The sequence below is a fragment of the Capnocytophaga sp. oral taxon 380 str. F0488 genome (assembly GCF_000318255.2).
In the GTDB taxonomy this organism is placed as follows: domain Bacteria; phylum Bacteroidota; class Bacteroidia; order Flavobacteriales; family Flavobacteriaceae; genus Capnocytophaga; species Capnocytophaga ochracea.
Genome location: NZ_KB291206.1, coordinates 37,680 through 57,178, shown reverse-complemented (window position 1 = coordinate 57,178; position 19,499 = coordinate 37,680). Strand labels below are relative to the sequence as shown.

The following is a 19,499-nucleotide window of genomic DNA, read 5'->3' as shown; positions in this document are numbered from 1 at the left end:
TCATTATCTGCCTGTCGTGCTACGACTGCCCGTGTGGCTCACACCTGCCCGTGTGGCTCGCACCGTTTATCACATAAGATTTCGTATAAATCCTCCTAACTCACCATTAACTATTAACCATTAATCATTAATCATTAGTTTAGAAAAAAGTTACTATGAAAGCACTTGTAATTGTAGATGTTCAAAATGATTTTATGCCTACCGGTACATTACCTGTACCCCAAGGCGACCAAATAATTCCCTTTATCAATGCCGAAATGACACAAGGGTATGACCTTATTGTTGCAACACAAGATTGGCACCCTGCTACTCATAAAAGTTTTGCAAGTCAGCACGCTGGTAAAAAGCCTTTTGAAGTAATACAGCTCGGAGGTATCGACCAAATACTGTGGCCAGACCATTGTGTGCAAGGTACTTTCGGAGCAGAACTGCATAAAGATTTAGATATTCGCCCCATTGCAACCATTTTTCGCAAAGGAATGAACCCCGAAGTGGATAGCTACAGTGCTTTTTTTGATAATAATAAACAGAACAACACAGGATTACACGGTTTTTTGCAAGACAAAGGCATTACAGAACTCGTATTTTGTGGCTTAGCAGGTGATTTTTGTGTAGCTTATAGTGCTAATGATGCCAAAGCCTTAGGCTATAAGGTAAGTTTGTTCGACAAAGGTATAAGGTCAATCAATTGCTAAAAAATCAATATTAAAAGAATAATATGTTAAAAATAGAAGTGAAATATATTGCTTATATAATATTAGCTGTGGCTTTTGCGGGTTGTGATACACCTTTCTTCTCTCCAAGAGAAAACTACCAAACACCCTTCGAGCAAACTGATGGTACCAAGAGCTCATCATATGAGGAAGTAATAGACTACTACAAAGATTTATCGAAAGAATTTGCATCTATTTCCTTTAAAACAATGGAGCAAACCGATAATGGTCAGCCGTTGCACCTGGTAATCTACAGTCCCGATGCCGAGTTTAATCTCTCCAAGTATCACAAAGATAGAACCATTGTTTTTATTAATAATGCTATTCACGGCAACGAACCTGATGGAGTGGACGCTACTATGTTGCTCTTTCGTAATTTGGCGCAGAATGAAATCAAGCTTTCCAAAAATGTGATAGTAGTAACTATTCCAGTGTACAATATAGGCGGAATGCTCACAGGTAAGAAAAACAGTGAAGCAAACTACAATTTAAACTGCGATTTTGTAAAAGCTGATGTAGAGAATACCTTGTCGTTTGCTAAAATCTTACAAGAAGTACAGCCAGATATCTTTATTGATAACCACGTAATTGATGTAGCTAATGCTCCTTATGTGTTAAGCTATTCTACCTCACAAATTGAGAAGTTAGGCGTTTTTACAGGAGGTTATGTACGTGATGCTTTATTGCCACGTCTCTCTCAGCAGTTAGAAAAAAGACAACTCCCTTTCCAAAGCGATAGTTTGAGAACCCCTTTTAAGCAATTAACCTTATCCTCACACCCCGATATTCCTCGATATGCCACTGGTTATGTCAGCTTGTGGGACTGTATGAGTATCCGTATTAATACTAATGGACAGAAACCCTACAAACAACGCGTAGAAGCTAACTATGAGATGATGAAAACCCTTGTAGAAATAGCCGATGCTGACAATCAGTATATCAAGCAAGTAAAAATCAAACAAACAGAGGCTGATAATGCACAAAAGGAATATTCGTTGGAATGGGAAATAGATTCTACTCAATATACAAAAGTAGATGAAAAACCTCTTTACAATCATTTTAAACCCGTGCAGAGTGTTAGTATTCCTCAAAATTATATCGTTCCTAAAGTATGGCAAAGAGTAATTGACCGCCTAAAAGCTAACGGTGTAGCAATAACAGAAATAGAGAAAGATACGCTGATGAATGTAACATCTTATCGCATTGAGAATTTTAAAACTTATACCTATCCGTTTGAGGGGCATTATTTGCATCACCAAACACAAGTGAGTCCTCAGAAAGAAAAAGTACAACTTTACAAAGGCGATTATCTTATTGAGGTAGCGCAACCCGCTAAACACTATCTGTTGGAAACCTTAGAACCTCAAGCACCTGATTCTTTCTTTAATTGGAACTTTTTTGATAGTGTTTTAGGGAAAGAGGAAGACAAACCTATTTACCCCATTTACCGAAAAGAATGATTTAAAAGTAACATTATTATGAAACCATTATTATTTATTTTATGTGTCTTGCCTACTTTTTCCATAGCGCAAGACCTAACCGTAATGACTTATAACATTCGTTGCGAAGTTCCTCAAGACGGTGTAAACGCTTGGACTAATGGTAATAGGAAAGAAAAGGTATTTACAGTGCTTACAGAGGCAAACCCCGATATCTTTGGAGTACAAGAAGCCTTACCACACCAACTTAAATTTTTGGAAGAACGTTTCCCTACTTATCAGCGTGAAGGTGCAGGGCGTGACGACGGTAAGGAAGCGGGTGAACATTCGGCTATTTTCTTCAAAAAAGGTCGTTTTACCTTGCTCGACAAAGGGAACTTTTGGCTTTCTCAAACTCCTGAGGTGCCTTCCTTAGGCTGGGACGCTACTTGCTGTAACCGCATTTGCTCTTGGGTAAAACTCAAAGATAAAAAGACGATCTTTTGGGTGTTCAATCTCCATTTCGACCACGAAGGCAAAGTAGCTCAGGTACAAAGTGCCGATTTGGTTTTACAGAAAATTAAAGAGATTGCCAAGAGCGGGAAAGTCATCTTAATGGGTGATTTCAATCTTCCTACTGAGCACCCTGCCGTACAAAAAATAGCATCTCAGTTGTACGACACCCAGTTATCACCCACTAATAAAACACCTAATATGGGTACTTTCAATGCTTTTAAAACCGATGAACCTTTAAAAGGACATATAGATTTTATCTTTGTTCAGAAGTCTATAAAAGTAAAACAATATAAAATTATAGAAACCCGCATTGGTGGTCTCTATCCTTCCGACCACTTACCTGTATGGGTAGAATTACAACTGAAATAAACTTTTTAAAACAGTATGAAACAGTATTTATCTGACCGTATCAACGCTATGGAAGTATCGGCTACCTTAGGAATGGCAGCCAAAACGCGTGAACTAAAAGCCGAAGGCAAGGACATCATTGGTCTTAGCTTAGGCGAACCCGATTTCGATATCCCTGATTTTATAAAAGAAGCAGCTATCGAGGCAGTACAACAGAACTACAGCAAATATACTCCTATTGATGGTTATTTGGAATTGAGAGAGGCGATTTGCGAAAAGTTCAGACGCGACAATAACCTTCATTACAAGCCTTCACAAATAGTAGTATCTACGGGAGCTAAACAATGCTTGGCAAATGTAGCCTTGGCGATGCTCAATCCTGGTGACGAGGTGATATTTCCTGCTCCTTATTGGGTGAGTTATAAGGAAATAGCTAAAATGGCAGGAGGCGTTCCCATAGAGGTTCACACAACCATTGAGAACGACTTCAAAATAACTCCTGCTCAGTTGGAAGTAGCTATTACTCCTAAAACTAAAATGGTATGGTTTAATACCCCTTGTAACCCCAGTGGTTCTATATACAGCAAAGAAGAATTAGAAGCTTTAGCCGTAGTGCTTAGAAAACACCCTAACATCTTTATTCTCTCAGATGAGATTTATGAGTATATCAACTTCACCAATGAGAGAGTAACTAGTGTAGCCGAAATCGACGGACTCTATGAACGTACCATCACTGTAAATGGAATGTCCAAAGCCTTTGCAATGACTGGCTGGCGTATAGGCTATATGGGAGCTCCTGAATGGATTGCTAAAGCCTGTACCAAAGTACAAGGACAAATAACCAGTGGTGCTAATGCCATAGCTCAACGCGCTTCTATTGCTGCCCTGAAAGCACCTAAGAGCAAAATACAATATATGGTAGACGAGTTTAAAAGGCGTAGAGATTTAGTATTACAACTTCTAAGTGAGATTGACGGGTTTAAACTCAACGTCCCCGAAGGTGCCTTCTATGTGTTCCCCGATGTATCGTCTTTCTTTGGCAAAACCCTAAGAGGTCGCAATATTCACAACGCAACCGACTTCTCTTTGTATCTGTTAGAAGAAGCAATGGTAGCTACTGTTACAGGTGAAGCCTTTGGTGATGCTAATTGCATTCGCTTTTCGTATGCTGCTTCTGAGGAAGATTTGCGAGAAGCTATAAGACGTATAGAAGAGAGTTTGCAATAATAAAAAACACTTTTTCGGTTTTGGTTTGCACATTCAATTAAAAATAGTACTTTTGCGCCTAAAAAATAAACGACAAAGAATCATTGTAAAATTAAAGTAGTGTTATGGCAATAGCAGATAGCAAGACTATTAAATACTTAAAGTCTTTTTACATAAAGGATTATCTTATTATCATCTTAGGGCTTATATCATATGCGATAGGAATTACAGGCTTTATAATGCCTAATGGGATAGTAACAGGAGGTTTGGCAGGTATCTGTCTTATCTTGAATTATAAGTTAGGAGCCGATTTGGCTATTACCTATTGGATTATCAACTTTATACTCTTGGTGATAGGCTTTAAAGCAATGAGTAAGCAATTCACCTACCGAACACTCATCTCTATAACTATTCTATCGGGATTGATTTGGGCTGGGAAAGAGTATTTAATGCCTTATTTTATAGAACACCCTCCTTTGAGAGACGACTTCTTAAACGTAATTATGGGAGGATTGCTATGCGGTACGGGTTTAGGATTGGTTTATTCAGCTAACGGAAGTACAGGAGGCACTGATATAATAGGCTTTGTTATTACCAAGTATTACAGCATCAGTATAGCGCGTATTCTTTTGGTGGTAGACGTGTGTATCGTGCTATCGTCTTTCTTCATTTTGGAACGCCAAGACAATTCACTCGAAAAGACTATTTATGGACTTATCCTCTTACCGCTGATGTGGCAGATGGTAGAAATTGTTATCAATGGAGCAAGACAATCGGTGCAGTTGTTTATCTTCTCTAAACACTATGATGAGATAGCGAACCACATCAATAGTGAACTCAAACGCGGTTGTACTATTATCGATGGGATAGGTTGGTATTCTAAATCCTCGCAAAAAATAGTGATTGTAATAGCTCGCCGTACAGAGGCTACTTCTATCTTCCGTTTGGTGCGAACAATAGACCCTGCTGCCTTTGTAACGAAGACCAACGTAATGGGGGTTTATGGTAATGGTTTTGATAAATTAAAGTAAAATATTTTTCAGGTTTTAGAAAAAGTACTATATTTGCACGTTCAAAACAAAAAAGAATGATTCAGAGAATACAAACTATTTATATGCTGTTGGTAGTGATTGTAGCTACCGTAGCCGTCCCGATGCTTTTTAGTATAGATTGGCTTAGGAGTATCTTATTAGGGATAACAGCAATATTGGCTCTATACACCATATTTAAATATAAGAAAAGAAGTGTTCAGCAGTGGCTTAACTGGCTGAACGTCCTTATAAATTTTACTTTACTAGGAATATTTGTATATCGAATGCTAAACTCATCTGGAGAAGGCTTGCTTTCGGAGAAAGGTGTTGGGGTTTTCGTACCCGTGCTTTCTATCGTTTTTTTGTTTTTAGCCAACAAGGCTATCAGACGGGACGAGAAGCTCGTAAAATCAGCAGACCGATTGCGATAGACCTATAATCTTAGTAGTGTTGTGCGTTAAAAAAATCCTAAGTGTTTAAACTTAGGATTTTTTTATTATCTTTGTGCCCTATTTATTAAATAAATCAGATAATGAAAAGAACATATGCAGGTATTCCAACAGAAAATGCAACGCTGGAAAACTCAAAAGTAATGCTGGTAACAGTACCTTATGATGGTACGTCTACTTGGGGTAAAGGAGCCGATAAAGGACCTGAATTGTTTTTAGATGCCTCAGAAAATATGGAGCTATACGATATTGAAACGGATACCGAGCCTTATCTCAATGGAGTGTTTTTAGCAGGTGAAGTAAGCGAAAACAGTTCGCCAGAGGCAATGACACAAGCGGTTTATGAAAAGACACAAGAACTATTGAAGCACGAAGATAAGCTTTTTACTCTTTTTGGTGGAGAACACTCAGTGTCTATTGGTTCTATACGTGCCGTAGGTGAAAAGTATGAAAAACTTACAGTTTTGCAACTTGATGCCCATACTGATTTGCGCCCTGAGTATCACGGTTCAACCTCTAATCACGCTTGTGCCGTATTTGAAGCTAACCAAAAACACAAATTAGTACAAGTAGGTATTCGCTCGATGGATGTAGAGGAAAAGCAATATTTACCAAAAGGACGAGTATTTTTCGCTCACGAAATAGCTAAAAACAAAGAGTGGGTTGAAGATGTACTTGACAAGGTATCGGGGAATGTATATATCACGATAGATTTAGACGCTTTCGATCCTGCTATCGCACCTTCAACAGGCACTCCTGAACCAGGAGGATTGCAATGGTACCCTACTCTTAAACTCTTACGTAAAGTGTTTAAAAAATGTAATGTGGTAGCGTTTGACATTGTAGAACTAATGGATAGTCCGCAGGCTAAGCCTACGGCTTTCTTGGCAGCTAAACTTTATTACAAGATGTTAGCTTATTATTTTAAATATAGAAGTAAGAAAAAAGAGATAAAGGTATAGAAGAGTTTTCTGCGAAGAAGGCATAAATTAATGATTATAAATAACAAAAGAGGCTATTTGATTTTTCAAATAGCCTCTTTTGTTTATCCTTTTAGTACTTGATGTAAGAATTTATCGAAAATAATCTTAAACCATTCAGTATACCGATGCGGGTGCTTAGCAATATCTTCTTTTATCTTTTCTGGAAGTTCCCAACGCCAATCGGCTACTTCTTCAGGGTTGATAGTAGGGGAGGCGTTATAGTATCCTATGAGAATATGGTCGAGTTCGTGCTCTGTAAGCCCGTTATCAAAAGGGGCTTTGTAGATAAAACTCAATATATCGGTAAGTTCTGTAACAAAACCCATTTCTTCTTGTAAGCGACGCTTGCCTGCTTCAATAGTTGTCTCGCCCTGACGTGGGTGACTGCAACAAGTATTCGTCCACAAGTTAGGCGAATGATATTTGCTCGCAGCTCTTTGTTGTAACATAATCTCCCCTTTATCGTTGAGTATAAATACAGAGAAAGCCCTATGTAATAAGGCTTTTTGGTGTGCTTCAAGCTTCCCCATTAAGCCTATGGGAGTATCGTGTTCGTTCACTAATATTACTTGTTCTTCCATATTTGCAAATAGGAGTACTTATTTTACTTCCATTCTATCGCCTTTTTCAATTCCCCATTTATCGGACAATCCTCCATTGATTTCTAATACATACATAGCAGGTTTCTCTGAGGGTAAAGAGGTTTCGTCGTAAGGGCGAGCGTTTTTAGCTATACTTACCACTTTTTTATCTTTATCTAAATAGATGATATCCAAAGGTATTTCAGTATTTCTCATATAGAAAGAACGAGGAGCTTCTTCTGGAAAAATAAACCACATTCCTTGATGTTCGTCCATTGAAGAGCGGTACATTAGTCCTAAGGCACGCTCCTCATCGTTTTTAGCAAATTCAACTTCAATAGTTTGGATAAGAGAGTCGTTCTTAAAGATAGAGACTTCACCGTCTCGAGTAAAATCAATATCCTGAGGAGTGATTTCTATTTCTTGTACTCTATTACTCTCATTAGAGAAGAAACGAGGTAAAATAAGGGCAATAGCTGCTAAGGCTACCAATACTAATGCTACAGTTACAAAGTGTTTTCTAAAAAATTGCATTCTAATTATAAAATTTAAATTTTAACTCTAATTAAGTTCTAAAATGTTCACAAAATTAATATTAATACTTACGTGTTTCGATGCGATTTCTGAATAACAAGTAGAAACCTGCTAAGATAAATGGAATACTGAGCCACTGACCAGTAGAGAGCAAGCCGAGAGAGCTTTCGAAACCTCCTTGACTTTCTTTTACAAATTCCACTGCAAAACGAATACTCCACAAGAGTACTAAAAATAGTCCAAAGATGAAGTAAGGTTGGTCTTTTTTGTCAGTTTTCCAATACACGTACCACAATACCCAAAACAAGCAAAAATAGCCAAAGGCTTCGTACAATTGTGCAGGGTGTTGGTAAGGGATAGAAGCTAAAATATCAGCATAACGAGGGTCGTGAGCAATGAGTTTATAAGCAGTTTGAGGGTCGGTTTGTTCAGTAATAGCCATTGCTCTACGGGGAGAGATAGCTCCGCCTTGTACAAATTTCACCCCTAACGGATAAGTATTGCTTACTATTTTGCCGTTGATTTCGGAATTGAAAAAGTTACCAAAGCGCACAAACATACCTCCGATAGTGATAGGAATCACCACACGGTCTAATATCCACGATAGGCTAATATCTTTATACTTACGCACATATAGTATCATTGCGATAATAATACCTACGGCAGCTCCGTGACTTGCTAAACCTGAAAAGCCTGTAAGCTCCCAACCGCCACCGGGTTTCTCTTTAATAGGCAAAAAGATTTCGAGCAAGTGGTCTTTGAAATAATCCCAATTGTAAAATAAGCAATCGCCTAAACGTGCGCCTACTAAGGTAGCTATAGCGGTGTAAACGAACAAGGTGTCCAGCTGTTGTACTGTTTTGCCTTCGTTCAGATATATTTTTTTAGTGAGAAACCACCCCAAGCTAAAAGCCACGATAAACATCAAGCTGTAATAGCGAAGTGAAAAAGTACCTATAAAAGGTAGGTTTAAAGAGGCGAGAATCTCATTAGAATTCCATATAAAATTTAAAGCAATCATTAGTATTTATTTTTGAGATGCAAAAGTACGATTTTTATTTAAAACGACAAGTTATTTATAAAATTAATACCCGGTTAATGCCAATAATACCAATAATACCTAAGTTAATACTAGAAATGCCAATAATACTAATAATGATGATTCAGTGAATAGAATAGGGCGGATTAGGGTTTGAGGTAGTGAGCTAAAATGTACTGAGATTTTTCTGTTAAAGAATATTAAATACCGCAGATTTTTTAAATTTATACCACAAGGTCTTATTTTGAACCTCAAAAATACAAAATATTGATAAAGAACATATTATTTAAAATTTTATCTTTTACTTTTGAGCCATCTCAACCGAAGGAAGAGCGAAGGTAAGGCGAACCTAAACCGAAGCTAAGGCGAAGATAAGCCCTTAGTATGCTGTATATCAACTCATAAAAAACACTCTTCTTATTATTGAGAAAAAAGTGTTAAAATGGGCTATATTGCGAGAAAAACGCAAAAAAACTTTGCCGTATAGAACAACCATTAGCAAAGTAACTGAATACAAACCAATGACAAATATTTGCTTTTGAGTTTGAATTGCTATATCTTTGCACTTTAGAATTAACTGTTAATCATTTATCAGTAACCATTAAATAAATGCTTAGAATAGAAAATATTAGTAAACAATATGGCGACTATACGGCTTTAGACGATGTGTCGTTACATATCCCTAAGGGGAGTATCTTTGGTCTGCTGGGACCTAATGGGGCGGGAAAAACCTCACTGATACGTATTATCAACCAAATTGTATTGCCCGATGCGGGTAAAGTGTTCTTCGACGGAGAACTGTTACAACCTAAGCATACGGCACAAATAGGCTATTTACCCGAAGAGCGTGGTTTGTACAAAACGATGAAGGTAGGTGAGCAGGCTTTGTATTTAGCACAACTGAAAGGATTGAGCAAGGAAGAAGCTAAGGAGCGACTTAAATTTTGGTTCAACCGCCTTGATATTGGCGATTGGTGGCACAAAAAAGTACAAGAGCTCTCCAAAGGTATGGCACAGAAAATTCAATTTTTGGTAACTGTACTTCACAACCCTAAACTGCTGATATTCGACGAGCCTTTTAGCGGTTTCGACCCCATCAATGCGAATATTATCAAGGACGAAATTCTATACTTACGGGAGCAAGGAGCAACGATTATCTTCTCTACTCACCGAATGGAATCGGTTGAAGAGTTGTGCGACCATATTGCGCTAATCAATAAATCGCGTAAGATATTAGATGGTAAGCTTATCAACATTAAGAGGGCTTATAAAAACAACTTGTATGAAGTAGGTTTAAAAGTTGCTGAAGAGCAGAAAACAGCCCTCTTAGCTGAACTTAAAAGCCAATTTGAAGTGAGTGAGACAAATTTTAAAACGCTATATGACGAGTTAAAATTACATATCCAGAAGAAAGAGGGACAAACGGCTAACGATTTGTTGCAATACCTCACTACACGTGCCGAAGTAACGCACTTTGTAGAGTCTATCCCCTCAGTAGATGAGATTTTTATATCGACCATTAATAAATTGAAAGAATAGTATAAGATGTCTGAAAGGTTTTCCGCTATAACGGAGTAAGTGAATAAAGAGAGAGGGAATGTTCTTTATTGAATATAGATTTTTAACTTCCTCCGTTCCTCCTCCAAAGGGAGACAGTCCGTAATCAAACCTTCAAAAGGAAGAGCTGTAGCGACGCAAAAGTGACTTTTAGATAGCATAAATTGACAAATTAAGATGAAATACTTAGGAATTATTACTCGAAGAGAGTACTTAAATAAAATACGTAATAGGTCGTTTGTAATAATGACGTTTGTAAGTCCGTTGATACTTGTTATCTTTGCGCTTGTGATTGGTTTTTTGACCAACGTAAACAATAAGAGCAAGGCTAAGGATATTGTGATTGTAGACGAGAGTGGACTCTATGCCAACACTTTTGAGAATACCGAGACAATTCAGTACGAATATCTCAGCAATGTTTCACTCAAAGATGCCAAAGCCGAAGTGTTGGCAAAAAGCAAATACGGATTGTTGTATATCCCTAATAAAGGCGACCAAAATATTGCTTTTTATAGTGAAGAGTCGCCTTCGTTATCGCTTACCAGTGAGCTTACTAATGCTATGGAGCGGACACTCTTTCAGCATAACCTTACTAAAAAAGGGATTGACAAAAAAGAGATAGATGCCGCTAAAACGCATATAAGCATACAAATGGAGAATTTTACGGGAGAGAAGACCTCGGAGTTAGATAACGTAATGAAAATAACCATTGGAGGCATAGCGGGGTATCTTATTTTTATGTTTATCATCATCTATGGTAATATGATAATGCGCAGTGTGATAGAGGAGAAAACCAATCGCATTGTGGAAATCATTATCTCATCAGTTAAGCCTTTTGAACTAATGTTAGGCAAGATATTGGGTACTTCATTAGCAGGTCTTACTCAGTTTGCGATATGGATAGTTATAGGAGGTGTACTGTTGGCATTAGCACCTTCGTTTTTTGAAGTAAATACCTCTGCACAAGTGGTACAAGGAGCGGGTAACGTATCGGAAATCAATAATATAGTGGCTGCCTTGTACCATTTTCCTTTTGCGGAAACCTTTGTAGTGTTCCTATTGTTCTTTATAGGAGGTTATTTGCTATACAGTTCGCTTTATGCGATGATTGGCGCAATGGTAGACAACGAAACTGACACACAACAGTTCCTAATGCCTATATTATTACCGCTAATATTAGCCTTTTATGTAGGTATGTTCTCGGTAATTGAAGAGCCTCACGGTACGATTTCGGTAGTGTTTTCATACATACCTCTCACTTCGCCCGTAGTAATGTTGATGCGCATACCGTTTGGGGTAGCGTGGTGGGAAGTACTGATTTCTCTTGTTATTTTGTATCTTACTTTCTTTGCAGTCATTAAATTAGCATCTAAGATATACCGCATTGGTATTTTGATGTACGGCAAAAAAGCTAGCTATAGAGAGGTGTGGAAATGGCTCAAAATGAAGTAAAATGAAGATAAAAAATCAATATATCAACCGCGAATTGAGTTGGCTAAAATTCAATGCACGCGTACTTCAAGAGGCAGCCGATGAGCGAGTGCCTCTATTGGAACGTTTGCGTTTTGCGGGTATCTTCTCGAACAACTTAGATGAGTTCTTTAAAGTGCGTTACGCTACTGTAAAACGAGTGGCGATGAACGAAACCTCAGATAAAGAACTGGGGGTACACGCCAAAGAGCTCTTGGAAGAAATTACCAAAGAGGTAATACAACTACAAGAAGAGAGTTTGAAAATTATTGCCACTATTACCAAGGAATTGGAGAAAGAGCAGATATTTATAGTAGATGAAAAGACGTTATTACCCGAGCACGAAGCCTTTGTAAATACCTATTTCTACGACAAAGTACGCCCCGCCCTCTTTACTATTATCCTTAACGATTTAGAGAAATTCCCACAACTGAAAGACGATGTGGCGTATTTGGCAGTGAAAATGACCCTAAAAGAAGAAGACGAAAAAGCCTCAGGAGTACAAAAGTTCTTTTCATCACGTGTTTATAAAGAAAAAATACAGTACGCCCTTATTGAGTTGCCTGCTACCCTCGACCGTTTTATAGAGTTGCCTCAAATAGGAGATAAGCATTATATTATTATGCTTGATGATGTGATACGCTTTTGCTTGCACAAGATATTTAATATTTTCAATTACGAATCGCTTACGGCAAATATGATTAAAATCACCCGTGATGCCGAGTTGGATATAGACGATGATTTGAGCAAGAGCTTTATCGAGAAACTCTCGACCAGTATAGAAGACAGACGCAAAGGCGAGCCGGTGCGCTTTGTGTACGACAAGATGATAGACAAGGACACCTTGCAATTTTTATTAGAGAAAATGGGTATTATGAAAACCGACAGCGTAATCCCAGGAGGGCGCTACCATAACCGTCGCGACTTTATGAACTTCCCCAGCTTAGGGCGCAAGGATTTGACATATGCCTCTATACAGCCACTACCTGTACAAGGACTCACCTCAGAAGAGAGTTTACTAAAGAAAATTGCCGAAAAAGACTATTTGCAATACACTCCTTACCATACTTTTTCTAACATTATATGGTTTTTGAGGGAAGCTGCCCTTGACCCTAAGGTAAAATCGGTAAAAATAACCATTTATCGTTTGTCAAAGAACTCACAAGTAGTAAATTCACTTATTAATGCAGTGAAAAATGGCAAACAAGTAACCGTACAGATAGAATTGCAAGCTCGTTTTGATGAAGAATCGAATATACGATATGCTGAACAGCTAAAAGCAGAAGGTGTAAAAGTCATCTTCGGCGTACGCGGACTGAAAGTACACAGTAAAATATGTGTGATTGAACGTAAAGAAGGAAAAGAACTAAAACGTTATGGATTTATCAGCACTGGTAACTTCAATGAAACTACTGCTAAAATCTATACTGATTATACGCTTTTTACTGCCAATCAGGAGATACTCAAAGAAGTGAACAAAGTGTTCAACTTCTTTGATACCAACTACAATGTGCAAAAATTCAAGCATCTAATAGTGTCTCCACACTATACCAAAAAGCAACTCAAACACCTGATAGACGAAGAAATCAAGAATGCTAAGGCAGGCAAAGAGGCGTATATCAAACTGAAGATGAATAACATCACCAGCTACAAGATGATAGATAAGCTATACGAAGCCAGCCGTGCAGGAGTAAAAATACAAATGATTGTACGTGGTATTTGCTGTTTAGTGCCAGGAATCGAAGGAATGAGTGAGAATATAGAGGTAATAAGTATAGTTGATAAGTTCTTGGAACATCCACGTTTGTTTATCTTTGCCAACGGAGGCAACCCTAAATTCTACATCTCTTCAGCCGACTGGATGACGCGCAATATTTCATTCAGAGTAGAAGTAGGTTGCCCTATTTACGACAAAGCAATACAGCAAGAGTTGATAGACACCTTCGAAATAAGTTGGGCAGACAATGTGAAGGCACGTATAATTAACGAGGCACAGGACAATACCTATCGCCTTCATACTACCCCTTCTTTGCGCTCACAGGTAGCCTTATACGAGTATTATCAGCATAAAAATAAGCGCACCAAATAGATGAAAAGACCTCAAATAAAATTAGCACAATACGTAATAGAAGCTTGCAAAGCCAAAGAAGTAAAGCACATTGTTATTTCACCAGGGTCGCGTAATGCCCCTCTGACTATTGGCTTTGCCAACGACCCTTATTTTAACTGTTACAGCATCGTAGATGAGCGTTGTGCTGCTTTTTTTGCCTTGGGCATTGCTCAGCAATTGCAGCAACCTGTGGCAGTGGTGTGTACATCGGGCTCTGCCTTGCTGAATTATTATCCCGCTTTTTCAGAGGCTTTTTACAGCAATATATCATTGGTGGTCATCTCAGCCGACCGTCCGTCCAGCAAAATAGATATAGGCGACGGGCAAACCATACGTCAGGTGAATGTACTGGCAAACCACAGTGCCTATAATGCCAATCTATCCGATGAAGCACATAGTGATAAAAGCAATTTTTACGAGCTAAACAGGGCACTGAATACAGCTATAGAGGAGCAATTGCCGGTGCACATCAATGTACCTTTTGAAGAACCCTTATACCTCACTACGGAAGAGCACTATTCTTTTAAGAATATAGCTGCAAAACCACAGAAACCTATTATTAATGAGAGAAAATCCACTGATTTCGTAAAACATTGGAACGATTCAGCTAAAAAAATGGTATTAGTAGGAGTGTTGGCTCCTAATAGTGTAGAAGCACAATATGTAGAATGGCTTGCCAAAGACCCTTCGGTATTGGTACTGACAGAAACTACATCTAACTTGCACCACTCCGATTTTATTCCTTATATCGATAAATTGCTCACTTATACCGAAAGAGACCCAGCTCTAAAAGAAGCCTTACGACCTGATTTATTACTTACTTTTGGAGGCTTGGTAGTTTCCAAAAAGATAAAACAGTTCTTACGTAGTTATAAACCTACTTATCACTATAATGTAGATTTGCACAAAGGTTATGATTCGTATTTCTGTTTAACAGCTCATTTTAAAGCGGATATCAATACTTTTTTGAGGGAGGTAACCCCTAATTTGGTTAATGTTTCTTCTGTATATCAACAGCAGTGGTTAGAGGTGAAAAACGAGATACAGCAAATACATTTAGAGTATATCAGCCAAACGCCTTTCTCCGATTTTAAAGTGTACAGTGAGGTATTCAGTAATATTCCTAATGATTATATTATACAGATAAGCAATAGTTCTGCAATTAGGTATGCCCAGCTGATAAAAGCACACCCTTCTTGGAAAGTGTTTTGCAACCGGGGTACTAGCGGTATCGATGGTAGTATGAGCACTGCTATTGGGGCAGCTGTAGGAAGCGCATCGCCCACAGTGTTCATTACAGGTGATTTGAGTTTCTTTTACGACAGCAATGCTCTTTGGAACAAATATATTCCACAAGACTTTAGAGTGATTCTCGTCAATAATCAAGGTGGAGGCATTTTCAGAATACTACCCGGTGATAAAGCTGACCCTAACTTTGAATACTTCTTTGAGACACCTCATAGGCTTACAGCAGAACATTTTTGTAAAATGTATGGTATTAGCTATCAGTTAGCAACTAATCTATCTGATTTACAGAAAGATTTAAGCAATTTCTTCGAAGTGTCAGAGAAACCTAAGCTGTTAGAAATCCATACACCAAGAAAAATAAATGATAAAGTTTTGTTAAAATATTTTGAGGTATTGAAAAAAATGACTACCTTTACCGCATTAATAATTTTAAATATAAAAAATTATGAGCAAACGTGATGAATTAATTGCTGTGTACACCCAAGATTTGAAAGAAAAATGTGGTGAAAAGAACCCAGATGTAGCGTTCTTAACAAAAGTAACTGTGGGCTTAGGTCCTTCTATCTACAACGCCGATGCTTCTAAAGTATCAGGCTCTGACCAAGCAGAGTTAGACCGTGTAAAACAAAACTTCCTAATCAAAAAATTAGGTTTGAAAGACGGTCCTGAGTTAGACAAAGCTATTGAAGCTGTGTTAGAAAAATACGGTAAATCAAACAGAAATAAGCACCGTGCAGTTGTTTATTATTTGTTGGCTAAACACTTCAAAAAAGAAAGCGTTTACAACAAATAAGAGATTTTTTAAAAGAACAAGAGGCTATCCAATTCAGATAGCCTCTTATTTTTTATGTAAATATTTTTAGAAAGAACATTCATATCTCAAATAAATAGTAATTATTCCACGAAATAACTTACCCGAATAGCACGAAAGTTGCTGATAGCTTGAAAACTAGTTTCAATACGCCTGATATGCTCTTTAATGTGGCGTAAAGAGACTTCGGAGGGGTGTACTTTCACCAAAATATCTTTCAGATATTCATTTCTAATACGCGAAATAGGAGGGAATTCAGGACCTAAGATGTCTATTCCTCTTTGAGAAGCAAAAACTTCACGAAGTGTATTAGCAAACCACTCAGCACTTTCATTTACTTGGTTAAAATTACTGTGTTTGAGAGTTATTTTTATCATTTGTACAAAAGGGGGGTATAAAAAGGATTGGCGTTCCTCTATCTGACTCTGATACATTCCTCTGAAATCGTTTTGTAATACTTGCTGAATTACGGGATGCTGTGGGTTATAGGTTTGTATTAATACTTTTCCTTGTTGGGCACTTCTTCCCGCACGCCCTGATACTTGCAATAATAGTTGAAAACTCCTTTCGTAGGCTCGGTAGTCAGGAGAATGAATGAGAGCATCGGCATTCATTACGCCTACTAGACCTATATTTTCAAAATCTAATCCCTTCGTGATCATTTGAGTACCTACTAATATTTGCGTTTCTTGTTGCTCGAACTTGGATAATATTTTTTCATATCCATATTTACCATTGGTAGTATCCTGATCCATTCTGTCTATAGCTATGTTCGGGAAAAGCACTTCTAATTCTTTACTAATTTGCTCTGTTCCGAAGCCTTTTGTTCTTAAATCAATACTTCCGCAAGCTATACAGGCTTTGGGCATAGGAATTGCATAACCGCAATAATGGCATCGCAACTGATTACTACTTTGATGAAAAGTGAGACTTACATCGCAATGCGGACATTGGGGCACCGTGCCACATTGCATACACTGCACGATAGGAGCATAACCCCTTCTGTTTTGAAAGAGAAGCACCTGTCTCCCTTGCGATAAAGTATTCGTAATTTCATTTATCAGAATGTCGGAAAAATGCCCGTTCATACGTTTGCGATGGTGTTTATCCTTAATATCAATAAGTTCGATAATAGGAGGAAGGAAATCTGCGTAACGTTTTGATAAGTATACAAATCCGTACTTTTCAGTCTTCACGTTGTGCATACTCTCCAACGAGGGCGTTGCCGAACCCAGCAAAGTTTTAGCTTTGAAAATGTTTGCTAACATAATAGCAGTATCCCGTGCTTGCATTCGAGGGGCTGGTTCAAACTGTCGGTAAGAATTATCGTGCTCCTCATCAATAATTACAAGTCCTAATTGCCTGAAAGGCAAATAAACTGATGAGCGAACACCTACAACCAATTGCGCTTTGGGATTATTATTTAGTACATTATTCCAAACTTCTACCCGTTCGTTCGTACTATATTTAGAATGATATACTGAGAGGCTCTTGCCAAAGTGATTCTTGAATCGGTTGATAAGATGAACCGTCAAGCCGATTTCAGGAAGAAGATAGAGTACTTGTTTTCCTGCCTTTAAATATTGGTCGATAAGTTCAATGTAAATTTCAGTCTTCCCAGAGGCGGTAACCCCTTGTAAAAGAACTGTGTTTTTAGTCTGAAACTGTTTCTGAATTTGATGAAGAGCTTCTTCTTGTACCTCATTGAGTATCTTTTTTGTCAAAATATCACTATCAGCAAAGCTAACGCGGTCTTTCTGTAAGTAATATTCTTCAAAAATACCTTTTTCTATTACTGATTTTAGTACTGTTGTCGATACGCTGGCTTCTTCTAATAATTTTTCTGCTTTTAAAGGCAGTACTTCTCTGTTGATATAATTAAAATAAGCCATTATCAGCTTCTTTTGCTTTTCCGACCGCTTCAAAAGTTCTAAGGCTCTTTGCAAGCCTTCTTCGGTTTGATATTCAGAAGATAAACGAATGTATTTGATGAGTTTTGGTACATATTTCTCAAATATTCTTTCGGAAATGCGAGCAGCTCTTTTCTCTACCAAGCTCTTCATCACTTTCAGAGCCTTGTTTTTGGGGATTATCTTGCTCACCTCACTGCCTTTGAGGGCTGTTTTGTAATGTAAGGCTTCGTATACCTGCCATTCGTCATCGGTAAAGAGTACTGAATTTAATTCTTTTTCTGCAATTTCAATTATTGTTTCACTTTCTAATAAAAAAGCCGATGGCAAGGCTGATTTTAGTACTTCCCCTAAAGTGCACATATAGAAATCGGCTATCCATTGCCAATGTTCTATTTGCTTGGGAGTAACGATAGGCGCTTCATCTAAGATATATTCAATGTCTTTAGTGTCATAAGAAGGCTCAACAGTATGTATATGATGTACTATAGCCGTGTATACTTTCGATTTACCGAATGGAACAGCCACGCGCATTCCCATTTGTAAGAAATGTGCTTCGTCTTCATTAATACGATAGGTAAAAAGTTTAGAAAGCGGAAGCGGCAAGATTACATCTACGAAATACATCAGTCGTGTTTTTTAAGTTTCAGAAGCGAAGCATTTAGTTCAAACCCCAATAACAATATGTTGGCATTTAACCATATATAAAGCAGGAAGATAAGTAATGCCCCGATAGACCCATACAGCTGGTTGTAGCGAGAAAAATTCTCAATATAAATACCGAACAAATAGGTTGTCACGCCGAACAATAACACTGTAAAGAGCGAACCTGCTGAAAAGAACTTACTTTCCCTGCCTTCAACTGTGCCGAAGTAAAACAGTAGTCCTGTACCGAAGTAGGTAATCAGTGCGACGAAAACTATTTTCGATATTTTAAGTAGCGTTTCGTAATCGGTAATAAAATTGATTTTATCGAGGTAATGCACTAAATACACTTCGTAATAAATGAATACAACCACAGCAAATAGAACAAGAAGTGCCAAAATAATTGCTACCATTAGGGCGTAGAGATATTGCTTGATATAGGTGCGTGTGATTTGCCGATGGTACGAATACTCAAACCCTCCAAAAATTGCCATAATACCATTGGTCATTAAAAAAATAGAAAGAAAAAATACCGAAGACAACAAGCCGCCACGTTTTTTATCGGCGATATCGAAAAAAATATCCGAAAAGAAATCGTGCGTACCTGGGGGAAGCATATCTTCAATAAAAGCCCAAAAGTCTCCCTGGAAATTTTCGATAGGAATATAAGGGATTAAGTTTAAAATGAATAGCAAAAAAGGAAAAATTGCCAAGAAAAAACTATATGAGATAGCGCTCGCCCGATAGGTAAGTGCACCTCTAATAATCCCTGCGGTATACAGTTCGAGCAAATCATACAATGAAAAAGCATTCTTAGCTAAAGGAATACTTTTCAAAAAGTTTACGAATTGCTTGATAATGGGAAGGTTATGTATTCTCTCTTTTAATGTCATCAGTAGTTAGTTTTTTTGGGGAAGCATATTGCTTTTA

17 protein-coding genes are annotated in these 19,499 nt (G+C 37.8%); 12 read left to right on the top strand and 5 right to left on the bottom strand.

Annotated features, from left to right (window positions below; all coding sequences use genetic code 11):
- Nucleotides 1-155: 155 nt before the first annotated feature.
- The 7 genes from pncA to speB all read left to right on the top strand — a co-directional run bounded on the left by pncA (nucleotide 156) and on the right by speB (nucleotide 6,643).
- Complete coding sequence (pncA, locus tag HMPREF9078_RS06845) at nucleotides 156-695, top strand: bifunctional nicotinamidase/pyrazinamidase (protein ID WP_009419966.1); 540 nt, start codon at nucleotides 156-158, stop codon at nucleotides 693-695.
- A 23-nt stretch (nucleotides 696-718) separates the two neighbouring features.
- On the top strand, nucleotides 719-2,173 hold the full coding sequence (locus HMPREF9078_RS06840; protein ID WP_009419965.1) for a hypothetical protein: 1,455 nt from the start codon (nucleotides 719-721) through the stop codon (nucleotides 2,171-2,173).
- Between the two features lie 18 nt (nucleotides 2,174-2,191).
- The gene (locus HMPREF9078_RS06835) at nucleotides 2,192-3,016 is read left to right on the top strand and encodes an endonuclease/exonuclease/phosphatase family protein (RefSeq protein ID WP_009419964.1); all 825 of its coding nucleotides are present in this window, start codon (nucleotides 2,192-2,194) and stop codon (nucleotides 3,014-3,016) included.
- Between the two features lie 15 nt (nucleotides 3,017-3,031).
- Nucleotides 3,032-4,222 carry a pyridoxal phosphate-dependent aminotransferase gene (locus HMPREF9078_RS06830; protein WP_009419963.1) on the top strand — a complete coding sequence of 397 codons (1,191 nt, stop codon included), beginning with the start codon at nucleotides 3,032-3,034 and terminating at the stop codon, nucleotides 4,220-4,222.
- Nucleotides 4,223-4,326: 104 nt separating this feature from the next.
- On the top strand, nucleotides 4,327-5,232 hold the full coding sequence (locus tag HMPREF9078_RS06825; protein WP_009411114.1) for a YitT family protein: 906 nt from the start codon (nucleotides 4,327-4,329) through the stop codon (nucleotides 5,230-5,232).
- Between the two features lie 56 nt (nucleotides 5,233-5,288).
- Nucleotides 5,289-5,663 carry a DUF4293 domain-containing protein gene (locus tag HMPREF9078_RS06820; RefSeq protein ID WP_002672326.1) on the top strand — a complete coding sequence of 125 codons (375 nt, stop codon included), beginning with the start codon at nucleotides 5,289-5,291 and terminating at the stop codon, nucleotides 5,661-5,663.
- A 101-nt stretch (nucleotides 5,664-5,764) separates the two neighbouring features.
- Nucleotides 5,765-6,643, top strand: a complete 879-nt coding sequence (gene speB, locus HMPREF9078_RS06815) for an agmatinase (protein ID WP_009419962.1) — start codon at nucleotides 5,765-5,767, stop codon at nucleotides 6,641-6,643.
- A gap of 83 nt (nucleotides 6,644-6,726) precedes the next feature.
- Here speB and idi read toward each other — a convergent pair whose 3' ends face one another.
- The 3 genes from idi to lgt form a co-directional block, all read right to left on the bottom strand.
- Nucleotides 6,727-7,245, bottom strand: a complete 519-nt coding sequence (gene idi, locus HMPREF9078_RS06810; protein ID WP_009419961.1) for an isopentenyl-diphosphate Delta-isomerase — start codon at nucleotides 7,243-7,245, stop codon at nucleotides 6,727-6,729.
- An 18-nt stretch (nucleotides 7,246-7,263) separates the two neighbouring features.
- The gene (locus HMPREF9078_RS06805) at nucleotides 7,264-7,779 is read right to left on the bottom strand and encodes a DUF192 domain-containing protein (protein ID WP_009419960.1); all 516 of its coding nucleotides are present in this window, start codon (nucleotides 7,777-7,779) and stop codon (nucleotides 7,264-7,266) included.
- 61 nt (nucleotides 7,780-7,840) lie between these two features.
- Nucleotides 7,841-8,800, bottom strand: coding sequence for a prolipoprotein diacylglyceryl transferase (lgt, locus tag HMPREF9078_RS06800; RefSeq protein WP_002672317.1), 960 nt, complete (start codon nucleotides 8,798-8,800; stop codon nucleotides 7,841-7,843).
- A 627-nt stretch (nucleotides 8,801-9,427) separates the two neighbouring features.
- Between lgt and HMPREF9078_RS06795 the strand changes: the two genes are divergently transcribed.
- The 5 genes from HMPREF9078_RS06795 to HMPREF9078_RS06775 all read left to right on the top strand — a co-directional run bounded on the left by HMPREF9078_RS06795 (nucleotide 9,428) and on the right by HMPREF9078_RS06775 (nucleotide 15,996).
- Nucleotides 9,428-10,357, top strand: a complete 930-nt coding sequence (locus tag HMPREF9078_RS06795; RefSeq protein WP_009419958.1) for an ABC transporter ATP-binding protein — start codon at nucleotides 9,428-9,430, stop codon at nucleotides 10,355-10,357.
- Nucleotides 10,358-10,552: 195 nt separating this feature from the next.
- Nucleotides 10,553-11,827, top strand: coding sequence for an ABC transporter permease (locus HMPREF9078_RS06790; RefSeq protein ID WP_009419957.1), 1,275 nt, complete (start codon nucleotides 10,553-10,555; stop codon nucleotides 11,825-11,827).
- Nucleotide 11,828: 1 nt separating this feature from the next.
- Nucleotides 11,829-13,934 (top strand): polyphosphate kinase 1, encoded by a 2,106-nt coding sequence (ppk1, locus tag HMPREF9078_RS06785; RefSeq protein WP_009419956.1) that lies wholly within the window; start codon nucleotides 11,829-11,831, stop codon nucleotides 13,932-13,934.
- Nucleotides 13,935-15,662, top strand: coding sequence for a 2-succinyl-5-enolpyruvyl-6-hydroxy-3-cyclohexene-1-carboxylic-acid synthase (gene menD / locus HMPREF9078_RS06780; protein WP_009419955.1), 1,728 nt, complete (start codon nucleotides 13,935-13,937; stop codon nucleotides 15,660-15,662).
- Nucleotides 15,649-15,996, top strand: a complete 348-nt coding sequence (locus tag HMPREF9078_RS06775; protein WP_009419954.1) for a DUF2853 family protein — start codon at nucleotides 15,649-15,651, stop codon at nucleotides 15,994-15,996. The genes menD and HMPREF9078_RS06775 overlap by 14 nt, the downstream gene beginning before the upstream one ends.
- A 101-nt stretch (nucleotides 15,997-16,097) precedes the next feature.
- Here the strand turns inward: HMPREF9078_RS06775 and priA are convergent, their stop codons facing one another.
- Nucleotides 16,098-18,551: a primosomal protein N' gene (gene priA, locus HMPREF9078_RS06770; RefSeq protein ID WP_009419953.1), complete on the bottom strand. Its 2,454-nt coding sequence runs from the start codon at nucleotides 18,549-18,551 to the stop codon at nucleotides 16,098-16,100.
- Entirely contained in the window at nucleotides 18,551-19,462 is a 912-nt protein-coding gene (locus tag HMPREF9078_RS06765; RefSeq protein WP_009419952.1) for a YihY/virulence factor BrkB family protein, read from the bottom strand. The genes priA and HMPREF9078_RS06765 overlap by 1 nt, the downstream gene beginning before the upstream one ends.
- Nucleotides 19,463-19,499: the final 37 nt, after the last annotated feature.

What these genes read in the sequence shown, in the direction of transcription:
- menD (WP_009419955.1), top strand. Translation starts at nt 13,935, where the DNA reads ATGAAAAGACCTCAAATAAAATTAGCACAATACGTAATAGAAGCTTGC.
- HMPREF9078_RS06775 (WP_009419954.1), top strand. Translation starts at nt 15,649, where the DNA reads ATGAGCAAACGTGATGAATTAATTGCTGTGTACACCCAAGATTTGAAA.
- HMPREF9078_RS06830 (WP_009419963.1), top strand. Translation starts at nt 3,032, where the DNA reads ATGAAACAGTATTTATCTGACCGTATCAACGCTATGGAAGTATCGGCT.
- lgt (WP_002672317.1), bottom strand. Translation starts at nt 8,800, where the DNA reads ATGATTGCTTTAAATTTTATATGGAATTCTAATGAGATTCTCGCCTCT.
- HMPREF9078_RS06820 (WP_002672326.1), top strand. Translation starts at nt 5,289, where the DNA reads ATGATTCAGAGAATACAAACTATTTATATGCTGTTGGTAGTGATTGTA.
- HMPREF9078_RS06835 (WP_009419964.1), top strand. Translation starts at nt 2,192, where the DNA reads ATGAAACCATTATTATTTATTTTATGTGTCTTGCCTACTTTTTCCATA.
- priA (WP_009419953.1), bottom strand. Translation starts at nt 18,551, where the DNA reads ATGTATTTCGTAGATGTAATCTTGCCGCTTCCGCTTTCTAAACTTTTT.
- pncA (WP_009419966.1), top strand. Translation starts at nt 156, where the DNA reads ATGAAAGCACTTGTAATTGTAGATGTTCAAAATGATTTTATGCCTACC.
- speB (WP_009419962.1), top strand. Translation starts at nt 5,765, where the DNA reads ATGAAAAGAACATATGCAGGTATTCCAACAGAAAATGCAACGCTGGAA.
- HMPREF9078_RS06790 (WP_009419957.1), top strand. Translation starts at nt 10,553, where the DNA reads ATGAAATACTTAGGAATTATTACTCGAAGAGAGTACTTAAATAAAATA.
- HMPREF9078_RS06805 (WP_009419960.1), bottom strand. Translation starts at nt 7,779, where the DNA reads ATGCAATTTTTTAGAAAACACTTTGTAACTGTAGCATTAGTATTGGTA.
- HMPREF9078_RS06825 (WP_009411114.1), top strand. Translation starts at nt 4,327, where the DNA reads ATGGCAATAGCAGATAGCAAGACTATTAAATACTTAAAGTCTTTTTAC.
- HMPREF9078_RS06795 (WP_009419958.1), top strand. Translation starts at nt 9,428, where the DNA reads ATGCTTAGAATAGAAAATATTAGTAAACAATATGGCGACTATACGGCT.
- idi (WP_009419961.1), bottom strand. Translation starts at nt 7,245, where the DNA reads ATGGAAGAACAAGTAATATTAGTGAACGAACACGATACTCCCATAGGC.
- HMPREF9078_RS06840 (WP_009419965.1), top strand. Translation starts at nt 719, where the DNA reads ATGTTAAAAATAGAAGTGAAATATATTGCTTATATAATATTAGCTGTG.
- ppk1 (WP_009419956.1), top strand. Translation starts at nt 11,829, where the DNA reads ATGAAGATAAAAAATCAATATATCAACCGCGAATTGAGTTGGCTAAAA.
- HMPREF9078_RS06765 (WP_009419952.1), bottom strand. Translation starts at nt 19,462, where the DNA reads ATGACATTAAAAGAGAGAATACATAACCTTCCCATTATCAAGCAATTC.